Source organism: Pseudoalteromonas sp. SG41-2 (assembly GCF_014164535.1).
GTDB classification, from domain to species: domain Bacteria; phylum Pseudomonadota; class Gammaproteobacteria; order Enterobacterales; family Alteromonadaceae; genus Pseudoalteromonas; species Pseudoalteromonas rhizosphaerae.
In genome coordinates this window covers 142,321-155,070 of record NZ_JACJFK010000007.1, presented here as the reverse complement: position 1 = coordinate 155,070, position 12,750 = coordinate 142,321, and the positions used below count along the sequence as shown (strand labels likewise).

The window sequence follows — 12,750 nt, the reverse complement described above, 5'->3', positions numbered from 1 at the left end:
AACCCATATTAATGTTTTACGATGAGTATGTCATGTCGGTTGAACCCGCTTATTCTAAAAAAGAAGAGCAACTTAATAGCTTGTCTCACGGCGCAGGCGTTGTATTTTCACTGTTTGTATTGTGGGAGCTTATCGGCAAGATACACACGATTGAAGCAACGGTCAGTGCAATTATTTATGGCGGTAGTTTATTGTTGCTGTTTTTATCATCTACGCTTTATCACAGCAGTAGCAGCATAGATGCGCGGGCTTTTTATAAAAAATGTGACCACTGTGCTATTTATATTTTAATTGCAGGCACTTACACCCCTTTTTTAGTACTCTCATTAACCGGGATTTGGTCGATTTTAACGCTGGTATTTATATGGTCTTTAGCACTTGGCGGAGTGTGCTATAAATTAATGGTGAAAAAACAAAACAAAAAGGTGTCTTTATCAACATATTTATTAATGGGTTGGTTTGCAGTTGCAATCGTCTACCCGCTTTATTTAAATGTGCCAGTAAACGCACTATGGTGGTTACTCAGTGGAGGGATTTTGTATAGTCTCGGCACACTCTTTTATAGTGCTAAAAGTCGTCAATATAGCCACGCACTTTGGCATGTATTTGTGATTGCTGGCTGTGTTTGTCACTATATTGCAATCAGCCGCTATATTATTACGGTCGGTTAAATTTTTTAATTAGTCCCACTGAAATTGACGCATATTAACACGACCATTTTTAAAAATTACGCCTTCACTTTGCAGTAATTGATATTGCTTTTGGTACTGCGCTGTCCCTTCAGGAAAAGAAATTTTACCTTGGCTGTTGATCACTCTATGCCAAGGTATGCTTGAATCTTTTGGCATTAACTTTAATAGCCGCCCTACTAGCCGAGCATTATTTAGCAATCCTGCCATTGCCGCTACTTGTCCATAACTGGCTACTTTTCCTGGCGGTATATTCGCCATCACAGTATAAATTTTGTCTTCTTTACTGGCTTGCATTTACGACCCTAAAAACGTTTTACTTAACTGCTTAAAATCTTGCCACACGGCTCTTGCCACGGGTCCATGATGAGTGGCATTTTGTCGGAATACTCTGATCTGTGCGCTAAACGTATTTTCTCTGTCTAGTATTTTAATTTGTTGTAATACACCACTTTCAAGTTCATTTTGACAATGCGCTAAACTCATCATTGCCCAGCCAGCTCCCGATAATAAAAACGATTTTAAAGTTGATATATCATCAATTTTCATCATGGTAGAGCCTTTTGAATACGATAAACGATCAGAGTCAAAACTCATATCACTTTCAAACATCGCTAAACAAGGAAAGTTCTGTAATTGTTGATAAGTTACTTTATCTGGCACTAATCCTGTCACACTAACAATACCAATATCGAGCTTGCCAATCGGTAAACTTTCTAAATCGCCTGTAGCATGAAACAAATCAAACCACGGTCCAATCCCTAAGTCTGCTTGTCCTTTATTAACTTGCTCAAGAGAAACAAAGCGTTTTCCGCTGGTTACACTAAACTCGGTGCTGGTATGTTTAACAAAAGCATTGCAAATAATATCGTTATACAGTGCTTGGTGACATAACTGCTCATAACAAATTTTGTAATTTGCTTCATTACCAAGTGCAAGCTCACTGGCCAGTTGTGCTAAATGTGCCTGAGCATCTAATAATAATGCTGCTTCGCGATGATAAATACGACCCTTTTCAGTTAATTGCAATCGATAATGGCTACGATCTAACAATTCAAAACCAAGCTCAGCTTCAAGTTTCTTAATAGCTAACGTTAAAGCTGGTTGCGATTTATACAGTGCTAAAGCAGCTTGCGACAAGCTTTGAGTGCGAACAATGGCATCAAGCATTTTTAACTGCACTAAGTTCATAATGGTCCAACTTAAAATCATAAATTTTATTTATGATCTTTTTAAAATTTAATAATTTTTATTTTATATGTTCGCGGCGTATGCTGCATCTAATTTATGTTTTCATAGCCACGGAGAAGACCATGAAACTGTCGCCAGTTTTAATTATATCTACATTAATACTGAGTTTAGTCGCCTGTAAAGAATCAAATACCGACACTCACGTCGAACAAGCTATTCGTCCAGTAAAACTATTTGAAATTGATACTAACTCAGATCAGACAATACGCAGTTTTCCGGCAGAAGTAGTGGCAAATCAAGGCTCTTATTTGGCGTTTAGAGTTAACGGTGAGTTATTAGAGTTCCCGGCATTGGCGGGTCAACATGTTGAAAAAGATCAACTCCTTGCCAAGTTAGACCCTGAAGATTTTCAACTGCAATATGATGAGCGAAAAGCACGTTTTGAATTGGCGCACTCGCAACTTGAACGCGTACAAAAACTATTTAATAAATCAATTACCAGTCAATCCGAACTTGATCAGGCACTTGCCAATAAACAGGTAGCTGAGTCGGCATTAAAAATTGCAAAAACCAACTTAGATAATAGCGAATTACGTGCCCCTTTTAGCGGCACCGTTTCCAAAGTGTTTGTTAAAAACTTTGAGAATATCCAAGCAAAACAAAACATTCTTCGCTTAGAAACCCGTGATTTAATGGATGTGATCATTCAAGTACCCGAAAAACTAATCGCCCGTATTGATAAAGACATTGACTATCAGCCAAGCGTGGTTTTTGACGGTTTTCCAAATAAATCATATACCTTAATGATTAAAGAATTCGACACCCAAGCAGATCCAGCCACATTAACTTACAAGGTGGTATTTTCATTACCAGTGCCTAAAGATTTTAACCTGTTGGCAGGCATGACCGGCAGTGTAGATATTGATCTAAGTAAAGTTACTCACTCGCAATCACACTATATTTTACTCCCTGTTGAAGCTGTGTTCTCTGAACCAACACAGCCTACTAATAACAGCTATGTCTGGCTATACGATCCACAGACTGGCAAGGTGAAAAAGCAAGCTGTTGAAGTTGGCCAATTACATCGACGTGGTATTGAAGTGCTTGCTGGTTTAGAGCAAGGTCAAACTGTGGTCGCAGCTGGTGTTCACTACCTTAAAGAAGGCATGCAAGTACGTCCGTGGCAAAAAGAGCGAGGCTTATAAAATGAGCATTGCTGAACTTGCCATAAAACAAAAGGTCGTCAGTTGGATGTGCGCGCTATTACTATTAATCGGTGGCGTAGTATCTTATTTAGGACTTGGTCAGCTTGAGGACCCTGAATTTACAATAAAAAAAGCCATGGTGATCACCTTATATCCTGGCGCTTCACCACAACAGGTAGAAGATGAAGTTACTTTTCCGATTGAAAATGCAATTCAACAATTGCCGTATGTGGATTACGTAACCAGCATTTCATCTCCAGGGAAATCACAAATTACCGTTGAAATGAAAAGCAACTATCGCAAACAAGACTTACGACAAATTTGGGATGAGCTACGGCGCAAGATTAACGATAACGCTTCATCACTGCCAAGTGGTGTATACCCAAGTACCATTTTAGATGATTTTGGCGACGTATACGGCGTAATGTATGCCGTCACTGGCGATGGTTACTCTTATGACGAACTAAAAAACTATGTTGATTACTTAAAGCGCGAACTGGTACTCGTTGACGGCGTAGGTAAAGTGACCGTCAGTGGTGAACAACAAGCACAGGTGATGGTTGAAATATCGACGCGTAAGCTGGCGCAGCTTGGTATTGCACCAACTAGAATTTATCAATTATTGCAATCACAAAATACCGTATCGAATGCAGGTAAAATACGCGTAGGCGATGAATCAATTAGACTGCACCCAACAGGCGAATTCAAAGACGTAAAAGAGCTCGAAAATCTACTGATCTCAAAACCAGGTGAAAATGAACTGATTTACCTCGGTGACGTTGCAACTGTGTTTCGTGAATACGCCGAAGTACCTAATAATGTAATCCGTTTTAACCAGCAGCAAGCCTTGCTCGTTGGCGTATCGTTTAGCAGTGGTGTAAACGTTGTGGATATAGGCGATAACATTAAAGCGCATTTAGCATCGCTTGAATATCAGCGCCCCCATGGCATGGAAATAAATACCGTTTATAACCAACCTGTTGAAGTCGAAAAATCAGTCAATGGCTTTATCATCAGCTTACTCGAAGCTGTCGCTATCGTTATTGTTGTCCTGCTTGTCTTTATGGGCTTTAAAAGTGGCGTACTGATCGGGGCAATTTTATTGCTGACCGTATTAGGTACATTCATTTTCATGAAACTGTTTGCGATTGATTTACAACGTATCTCTTTAGGTGCACTGATCATTGCATTAGGAATGTTGGTTGATAACGCCATCGTAGTCACTGAAGGTATTTTAATAAACCTAAAGCGAGGGCAAACAAAGATAAAAGCAGCGGCTAATATAGTGGAGCAAACAAAGTGGCCTTTACTTGGCGCAACCGTGATTGCGATTACTGCATTTGCGCCAATTGGCTTAAGCTCTGACGCTAGTGGGGAATTTGCCGGCAGCTTATTTTGGGTATTATTTATCTCATTATTATTAAGCTGGATCACTGCCATCACCTTAACTCCTTTCTTTGCTGACTTAATGTTCAAAGAAACAGAGCTCAAGCAGCAAAGCCATGATGAAGATCCATATCAAGGTGTGATCTTTAATCTATATAAAAGTTTATTAAGCACCTCGATGCGTTTTCGTAAAACCACTTTATTGTTGATGGTCGTTTTATTAGCTAGCTCTGTTTTTGGCTTTAAGTTTATTAAACAAGCGTTTTTTCCAGCTTCTAACACGCCAATGTTTTACGTTGATTATTGGCATACCCAAGGGGCTGATATTCATGCCACTTTAGATGGCGTCGCCAAACTCGAAGCATTCTTACAAAAAGATGAGCTGGTCGAAGAAGTAACGTCAACGATAGGCCAAGGCGCACCACGGTTTATGTTGACCTACGCACCTGAAAAATCATACCCAGCTTATGGTCAATTAATTATCCGTGTAAAAGACCGCGAAGCAGTGGCGACGATGATTGCAAAAGTTCGCGACTATGAATACAGCCACGTATTTGATGCCAAGCTTAAAATAAAACGTATGGAAATAGGCCCTTCTACTGATGCTAAAATAGAAGCACGTTTTTCGGGGGCTGATCCAGTAGTGCTTCGCCAATTAGCTAAACAAGCAAAAGAAGTGCTAGCAAAAGATGCCGGTGCTTATAATATTCGTGATGATTGGCGTGAACGCTCAAAACTCATTCGCCCGCAACTTAACGAACAAAAAGCGCGGCGTCTGGGTATCGCTAAAACAGACTTGGACCAACTATTATTAACCAGTTTTTCCGGTAAAAAAGTCGGCATTTACAAAGATGGTACTCAACAGATCCCCATTATTGCCCGCTCACCGGCACAAGAGCGTCTTAATGTTGAAAGCCTCCGTGACCTACAAATATACAGCCCAGTATTAGGCGTATTCGTGCCAGTTACTCAAGTGGTGGATGAGTTTGTTGTACAGTGGGAAGACAGCCTAATAATGCGCCGCGATCGCAAACGTACTATTACAGTAATGGCCGATCATGACGTAATAGGCGATGAAACACCCGCTAAACTATTTTCAAGAGTCAGGCCAGGTATTGAAGCAATTAAACTCCCTAATGGCTATGAATTACAATGGGGCGGTGAGTTTGAATCATCAACAAAGGCAAAAAAAGCTATTTTTGGCTCGTTACCTTTGGGCTATTTAGCGATGTTTGCAGTCACTGTGTTGCTATTTAACTCAGTAAAAAAACCACTGGTTATTTGGGCCACAGTACCTTTAGCAATCATCGGTGTCAGCGCCGGCTTGCTAGTGATGAACGCCGCATTTAGTTTTATGGCGCTACTTGGGTTATTAAGCTTAAGCGGTATGTTGATTAAAAATGGCATTGTGTTGGTTGATCAGATCAACCTTGAGCTCAGTGAAGGCAAAGAGCCTTATCAAGCAGTATTTGATTCCGGTGTAAGCCGTGTGCGCCCCGTTGCGATGGCAGCAATCACCACCATTTTAGGAATGATCCCATTATTATTTGATGTGTTCTTCCAATCAATGGCGGTGACGATTATGTTTGGTTTAGGCTTTGCAACCGTGCTGACATTAATCGTAGTGCCGGTGCTCTATACCGTGCTATTTAAAATTGAGGTGCCAAAAGCAAAATAACTGAGGTTTAAATAAAACCAGGAGCACAATTTATGTTGTTCCTGGTTTTACAATTTGATCTTATTTTTTAAGGCTTAATGTGCCTGTGCGAGTGGTGCTATTTCTTCTTGCAGGTTTGGCGTTAATTTGGTCATTTTTAGAATCAAAACGGCCTTGTTTGACATGCTTAGCAAAATCACGCTTTTTATCGTTATCTTTGTAAGGCGTGCGTGCTTGTTTAGGCTTGCTGATATTCGCAGATTGTTTGTTCTCATCCACTGATAACTCCTCGGTTTTGCCCGAGTCGGCAATCGAGTTATTAATCTCAGCCATTTCTTGCTCAGTTAAATGGCGCCACTGGCCAACATTTAAGCCTTTTAACGTGACATTCATGATACGTACGCGTTTTAAGGTGACCACTTCATAGCCCAAGTACTCACACATACGACGAATTTGACGATTCAAACCTTGCGTTAATACAATAGTAAATTGTTGCGGTCCTGTTTGTGTAACTTTGCATTTTTTCGTGACTGTATCTAAAATTGGTAAACCACCTGCCATCTTATTCACAAACTGACGATTTAATGGCTTGTCGACTGTAACAACATACTCTTTTTCATGATTATTGCCTGCACGAAGGATTTTATTGACGATATCTCCTTCATTTGTCAGGAAAATCAACCCTTCTGATGGGCGATCTAAGCGACCAATTGGAAAAATACGATCTGGGTAGTTAACCGCTTTGACGATATTACTTTGAATTTTACGCTCAGTTGTACAGGTTATACCAACGGGTTTGTTGTAAGCGATGTACGCGCGTTTCGGCACTTTTTTCAGCGGCTTACCATCAATCAGTACCGTGTCAGACAATGCTACTTTGACACCCATTTCCGGTCGAATACCATTGACAGTAACACGACCATCTTCAATATATTTATCCGCTTCGCGTCGTGAACAAAAACCAGTGTCACTAATAAATTTATTTAATCGTTTTAAGTCTGTCATGGGCCAAATTCATATTAATTTTAAAGGCCGATATTGTATACCCAAACCACCTTAAGATGCGAGCTCAGTTGAATTTAAAAGCGATTTAGACAAGGCATAGATTGCAAACAATAGAAGCCACTTGTTAAAATTAATAACGCAGTATAAAGCGCCGTTAAACCAACAATTAGCCTTTTCACAGCAAACATCTAGTCTGTTTGTTTATACTTAAACGATTGCTCTGTTTTACGGTATATGGGTTTGCGATAATTTTAACCTGCAGTGACAGTGAAAAATTACCACACTATTTACAGTAGCTTCAACTCAAGCAGCATTTGCATACTTTCGCCAAATAAATTCCATTGGACCTTGCTTAAAATAACGCGAATAAATCACACTAAAACTAAGTTGAAAAATAACTAAACCACTCACTAATACGTAATATTCTAAATGATTAAAGCTTAGCACCCAGTGCGGATAAAAAACTTTAAACAACAATAACAAGCAAATAGTTTGCATTAGATATAAAGTTAATGCGAGCCTTCCTGCACGCTGCAATGCAATAAAGTGAAAGTCATGTTTTGTCATCAGCATTACCACAAAATGAATAATTAATAGGGCTGTGAATAATGCTGCAAACCAGCTTACGGGTTCTTTTAATGCACTAATAAATAAGCTAGATTGGTATTCAAAACTGATCCTAATCGCACTTAACAGTAGCGCAATTGACAAAACTCTGATTTTGCTTAATTTAGTTAAACCAGTCTCAAACAGTTTATTTTTATAGCCATAAATACCGAATAGCATTAATCCTGCAGCCATCCACAAAGTGATCAGCGGAAGTGCAATGAGCATCACGATAAACATCACACTATTATTGACAAAAATAGTTAATGCCGATCCTCGTGAAGCATTATAACTTGCTAAAAAATCGGCTGAATCTCGATAGATAGTCAGTGTGGGGTCAATTAAGGCTATCAAAAACGTTATCGCTGCGGCTAATGATAGAAATTGCCAACCGCGTTTTAATAACATCTCGTCACTCGCATCAAGGTACTGTATGACCAACCAACCTGCGCATGCATAGATAAACAAAATATCACCAGCCCACAACAAAAAGCCATGTAGTAAACCAAACACGGCCAATACTTTTAAGCGTTTTTGCAATTGCTCAAGCTGCTGGTAACGCTGCCACTGAATATATAAGCCAGCACCAAAGAGTAAGCAAAATAAGCTGCGAAAGCGGCCGTCAATAACACTAAGGCTCACCCATTGAATAACATGATCCGAAAAAGGCGGGGACTGTAATGGTACGTAACCAAATTCAAATAAACCAAAGGAATAGGCATTCATGTACATTAAGCCAAGCACAGCAACACCACGAATAACATCCATATTTTGATTACGCATTATTGGGCTCGACTTATTAGTTGTGCTTATGTATGTTTGACCAGTCTAGCGCATCTCGATAAAACTTCGGCAGTAAATCACTATTTATGTTAATAAATACAACTGCTTGCTCCATAGCCCACCAGCTACCTGATTCATACGCTTTTACTGTTGCAAGGATATAATACAGGGTGTTTTTTTCTTCCATTAGAGCGTCTTTGATTGGTTCTGGAAATGGTAAACGAAGGAGTAATTGCTCCATTGGGCGATCTAATATTGCATCCAACAACGAAAAAAGACCGGTTAAAAAGGCACTATTCGCTTGCGAAGGCGCTATCTTTTTCGCTATCAGCTCACAAAATCGCGCCCGAATGATACACATTTTGATCAATTCGTTAGGTTTCGTTTGTCCAACGTGAGCGGTAATGATCAAACTAACAAACTTCTTTATATGATCATGGCCTAAATAGACTAAAGCCTGTTTGAGTGACTCTATTTCTTTTTGGACAGGAAACACACCGCTGTTGATCAATCTTAATAACTTAAATGCTAACGCTGTATCTAATTGAAACAATCGCGCAATCGCATTGATATCAGGATGCTCTTTCATAACTTGTGCATAGATGGTCAATGCTAATGCATAGTTTATATCAATGTCTTTTTGTTGAATGACTACCGGCTTGGCAAAAAAATAACCCTGAAAATAATCAAAGCCCATCTTATGAGCTATTTTAAAATCATCAATAGTTTCGACTTTTTCAGCAAGCAACTTTAGCTTTTTGTATTTTTGCAGCCGTCGAATCATCGGTTCAATTTGCTGCAAAGGAGTTATTTGAATATCAAATTTGATTAATTTAACAAGTTTTAAAAACCTTTCCCACTTAGGCTCATATACAAAATCGTCAAGTGCTAACACAAAGTTTTTATGAAACAGCGCACGACATAGCTGGTAGTTTTCTTCTGTCGGCTCAATTGTTTCGAGCAACTCAAGTACCACATCTTGCGAAGGCAAAAATGCACATAAATCCATTTTTAAAGAATCAGGACCGATATTAATCAGTGCTTTTTTACCAGCAGTAATATGTCGAGTGCCAAAATTAAGCTGATTTTCCATGATCAGTTTTGCTGTTGCGACGCTTTCGTCAATATCTGGAAAACAATTATTGGTACTATTACGAAACAATAATTCATAGGCAACTACATGTTGTTGACGATTGAATATTGCTTGGCGCGCAACAAATACTTGCACTTTTTCACCCTTAAACTCGACTATTGATGGTTAGTTACGAAATAAAACACAATACTAAGTAACTAAATCATAATGTTATTGCAATCCATTATAGCTAGTAAGATGATAAATAGCAGTATTAATTATAAAGTTTACTGATATAGTCCTTTGCTACATAAGACCATGTAAAGCGAGCAGCCTTAGCATTGCTGACAATTTCATCCCATTGTTTGGGTTGTTCTTGTCTCAGAGTAAGAGTATTAGCAAAACACGTTACCAGCGCCTCGCTTTGTGTTTGTAATGTGTCACCACTAAAGCTAAAACCATTTTCCAAATGAGTAATAGTATCTTTTAAACCACCGACTTGATGTACTAAGCAAGGCTGCCCTGCTCGCATAGCAAGCATTTGGCTAATACCACATGGCTCAAAGGAACTAGGCATCAAGAATAAGTCCCCTAACTCATACAGTAATTCGCCAACGCTATTACCATAACCCTTTAAAAATAATAAGTTACTATTTCGTGCCATGGCGGCTGTCATAACATCTTCAAGGGCCGTGTCACCGGAACCTAAAATGATCATACGTCCTTGCTGTTCATTTAACTTTTCACACAATGCATCTAGCACTTGCTGGTTTTCGTAGGGTTGGCGCAGTAACAAAGCTTTTTGATCGGTTAGGCGTCCAACACTGGTGACTAAAGGCCCTTTAACTGGCTGCTCAATGAACTGCTGTAACCGTTGATGAGCTATATAGTAACTGCTTTGCAGGTTAACTTCTTTAACCATCCAAACAAACAATGCCTGCTCTATCTCAAAGTATAATTGTGATAGCGTACTGGTTGACTGTGCGTTGTGCTCAGTGTACTCACAGCCATTTAATATTCCGACGACTTTATTGTTCGCCATCGCATTATTCAAATCGCGCTCTAAGCCTTCACCACCAAAAAAACCATTATGCGGTTCACTGGCTTGCAATACTTCTTGTGCGTAGCTTGGAGATACTAAATGTATCTTATCAACTAAATTGATAGCGCTGCGCATCGGATTAAAGCAATGAGGATAACGCGGATCGCATAATATCTCGCCGTTATAACTTAACGCCGGAAACCATGCTTCTAAACTTGAATCATCTCCTTTGAATGGGCGGATCCCTTGCAGTGCAATATTGTGTACTGTAAATACGCTGCGCAAAGAAGAAAAAGATGCAAACCGATGATCAAACTTTAACAATACCGCCACACACGCGCTGTGCCAATCATGCAAATGCAACACATCAGGACGAGTGATCACACCTTGCAATAGCGCTTCACACACTGCAGCATTAAATAATGCAAACTTAGTGGCATCAGTGGCAAAAGGTCGGTCACCATCATCATTACAGTATACAGCGCCATGGTGCTGACTAAATAACGGATGTGATAGTACTAATTGCCTGACTTGCTGCTGATCAACATATACTTGCCACACTTGAACATCATAGATATATCCGGCAAAGGGCACATGGAGCGTGCCTAATTGCACACGCTCTAACGTGGTAAAACCATAATCTGGAATAACCACATCAACGGTTAAGCCAAGCTCCGCTAATGCTTTGGGACAATCTCGTAGTACATCTGCAACACCACCCACTTTGGCATTTGGTAAAGCGTCATTTTCGGCCGCAACCATTAATACATGCATCTTTTTCTTACTTCCTACAACTGTATGATATTTTAAGCTAATTGTTTACTCTCACGCTCTTGGCGCTCAAGTTTTTTGGAAAGTTCTGTGAGCATTTCACGGGTCACTAACACAATACCCTTTTTAGATACTCTGAAACCATTTTCTTCGTCTGCTTTACGATCAAAACCGATTTCAACACCGGCTGGCACTTCACATCCACGGTCGATAATAGCACGGCGAATACGGCAATTACGTTGAATAATCGCACCTGGTAATATCACCGACTCTTCAATGACGCAGTATGAGCGAATATGTACATTAGAGAATAACAGTGATTTACGAACCACCGAGCCTGAAATAATACAGCCGCCTGATACGGTTGAATCTACAGCCATGCCACGTCTGTCATCATTATCAAAAATAAACTTAGCCGGTGGCAGTTGTTCTTGGTAAGTCCAAATAGGCCAAGTTGGATCGTATAAATCCAGCTGTGGTTCTGGCATCACCAGCTCCATGTTTGCTTCCCAGAATGAGTCAAGTGTACCCACATCACGCCAATAAGGTTGGCCGTCATGACCTGGCTCTCGAAATGGAAAAGCAAATACATTATGCTCTTCAATAATTGCCGGAATAATATCATGACCAAAATCACGGCCTGAACCTTCGTTTTCTGCGTCTTTTTTTAGTTGTTCAAATAAGAACTCAGTATTAAATACATAATTACCCATTGACGCTAAACAAGTGCCCGGACGACCAGGAATTGAACTTGGCATTTTCGGTTTCTCATCAAAACGACGTACTCGTTTCTCTTCATCTACCGTCATCACACCAAATGTTTCTGCGGCTTCTTCGCAAGGAACTTCAATACAGCACACCGTCATGTCTGCACCTGTTTCAACATGTTTTGCCAATAAGCCGCCGTAATCCATACGGTAAACATGATCGCCAGATAAAATCATTACATACTTAGGTAGCTCATGACGAATAATATCCATATTTTGGAACACCGCATCTGCAGTGCCGCAATACCATTCGTCACCATAACGCTGTGATGCCGGTAATATCTCTACCGATTCACCCAGTTCCTTTTTAAAATGACCCCATGCACGGTTAACATGGCGGATCAGCGAGTGCGATTTATACTGTGTGGCAATCCCAACACGACGAATACCTGAATTAATACAGTTTGATAGCGGGAAATCGATAATACGATGTTTGCCACCAAAATAAACCGCCGGTTTGGCCCGCCAATTTGTTAATTCATGTAAGCGTGAACCTCTGCCCCCTGCTAAAATCAGTGCGTAGGTTTCTCGTGTCAGACTACTTATGTAGCGATTTGCATAACTTGGCATAATTTA

The 12,750-nt window shown here is 40.0% G+C and carries 10 protein-coding genes; 3 read left to right on the top strand and 7 right to left on the bottom strand.

All coding sequences use genetic code 11. The features are described 5' to 3' along the window. Positions 1 to 32 precede the first annotated feature (32 nt). The gene (locus H5186_RS07760; protein ID WP_182794298.1) at positions 33 to 671 is read left to right on the top strand and encodes a hemolysin III family protein; all 639 of its coding nucleotides are present in this window, start codon (positions 33 to 35) and stop codon (positions 669 to 671) included. A gap of 9 nt (positions 672 to 680) precedes the next feature. On the opposite strand, the gene H5186_RS07755 is transcribed toward H5186_RS07760, so the two are convergent. Both H5186_RS07755 and H5186_RS07750 read right to left on the bottom strand, forming a co-directional pair. After that, positions 681 to 986 (bottom strand): MGMT family protein, encoded by a 306-nt coding sequence (locus H5186_RS07755; RefSeq protein WP_145235885.1) that lies wholly within the window; start codon positions 984 to 986, stop codon positions 681 to 683. Then, on the bottom strand, positions 987 to 1,880 hold the full coding sequence (locus H5186_RS07750) for a LysR family transcriptional regulator (protein ID WP_145235888.1): 894 nt from the start codon (positions 1,878 to 1,880) through the stop codon (positions 987 to 989). It lies immediately after the preceding gene. A 122-nt stretch (positions 1,881 to 2,002) separates the two neighbouring features. Between H5186_RS07750 and H5186_RS07745 the strand changes: the two genes are divergently transcribed. Then, on the top strand, positions 2,003 to 3,085 hold the full coding sequence (locus tag H5186_RS07745) for an efflux RND transporter periplasmic adaptor subunit (protein WP_145235892.1): 1,083 nt from the start codon (positions 2,003 to 2,005) through the stop codon (positions 3,083 to 3,085). A gap of 1 nt (position 3,086) precedes the next feature. Beyond that, positions 3,087 to 6,149, top strand: a complete 3,063-nt coding sequence (locus tag H5186_RS07740) for an efflux RND transporter permease subunit (RefSeq protein WP_182740060.1) — start codon at positions 3,087 to 3,089, stop codon at positions 6,147 to 6,149. A 60-nt stretch (positions 6,150 to 6,209) separates the two neighbouring features. On the opposite strand, the gene rluF is transcribed toward H5186_RS07740, so the two are convergent. The 5 genes from rluF to glgC form a co-directional block, all read right to left on the bottom strand. Beyond that, the gene (gene rluF / locus H5186_RS07735; RefSeq protein WP_182767903.1) at positions 6,210 to 7,133 is read right to left on the bottom strand and encodes a 23S rRNA pseudouridine(2604) synthase RluF; all 924 of its coding nucleotides are present in this window, start codon (positions 7,131 to 7,133) and stop codon (positions 6,210 to 6,212) included. Between the two features lie 303 nt (positions 7,134 to 7,436). Next, complete coding sequence (locus tag H5186_RS07730) at positions 7,437 to 8,522, bottom strand: DUF418 domain-containing protein (protein ID WP_259398509.1); 1,086 nt, start codon at positions 8,520 to 8,522, stop codon at positions 7,437 to 7,439. 16 nt (positions 8,523 to 8,538) lie between these two features. Next, a complete protein-coding gene (locus H5186_RS07725) occupies positions 8,539 to 9,750 on the bottom strand; it encodes an EAL and HDOD domain-containing protein (protein WP_182718648.1) in 1,212 nt (403 codons plus the stop codon). A 118-nt stretch (positions 9,751 to 9,868) separates the two neighbouring features. Next, positions 9,869 to 11,410 carry a glycogen synthase gene (locus tag H5186_RS07720; protein WP_182718647.1) on the bottom strand — a complete coding sequence of 514 codons (1,542 nt, stop codon included), beginning with the start codon at positions 11,408 to 11,410 and terminating at the stop codon, positions 9,869 to 9,871. A gap of 32 nt (positions 11,411 to 11,442) precedes the next feature. Then, on the bottom strand, positions 11,443 to 12,744 hold the full coding sequence (glgC, locus tag H5186_RS07715) for a glucose-1-phosphate adenylyltransferase (RefSeq protein WP_149980163.1): 1,302 nt from the start codon (positions 12,742 to 12,744) through the stop codon (positions 11,443 to 11,445). Positions 12,745 to 12,750: the final 6 nt, after the last annotated feature.

Excerpts from the sequence above, each read along its gene's own strand:
- H5186_RS07760 (WP_182794298.1), top strand. The coding sequence starts at position 33 with ATGTCGGTTGAACCCGCTTATTCTAAAAAAGAAGAGCAACTTAATAGC.
- H5186_RS07755 (WP_145235885.1), bottom strand. The coding sequence starts at position 986 with ATGCAAGCCAGTAAAGAAGACAAAATTTATACTGTGATGGCGAATATA.
- H5186_RS07750 (WP_145235888.1), bottom strand. The coding sequence starts at position 1,880 with ATGAACTTAGTGCAGTTAAAAATGCTTGATGCCATTGTTCGCACTCAA.
- H5186_RS07745 (WP_145235892.1), top strand. The coding sequence starts at position 2,003 with ATGAAACTGTCGCCAGTTTTAATTATATCTACATTAATACTGAGTTTA.
- H5186_RS07740 (WP_182740060.1), top strand. The coding sequence starts at position 3,087 with ATGAGCATTGCTGAACTTGCCATAAAACAAAAGGTCGTCAGTTGGATG.
- rluF (WP_182767903.1), bottom strand. The coding sequence starts at position 7,133 with ATGACAGACTTAAAACGATTAAATAAATTTATTAGTGACACTGGTTTT.
- H5186_RS07730 (WP_259398509.1), bottom strand. The coding sequence starts at position 8,522 with ATGCGTAATCAAAATATGGATGTTATTCGTGGTGTTGCTGTGCTTGGC.
- H5186_RS07720 (WP_182718647.1), bottom strand. The coding sequence starts at position 11,410 with ATGCATGTATTAATGGTTGCGGCCGAAAATGACGCTTTACCAAATGCC.
- glgC (WP_149980163.1), bottom strand. The coding sequence starts at position 12,744 with ATGCCAAGTTATGCAAATCGCTACATAAGTAGTCTGACACGAGAAACC.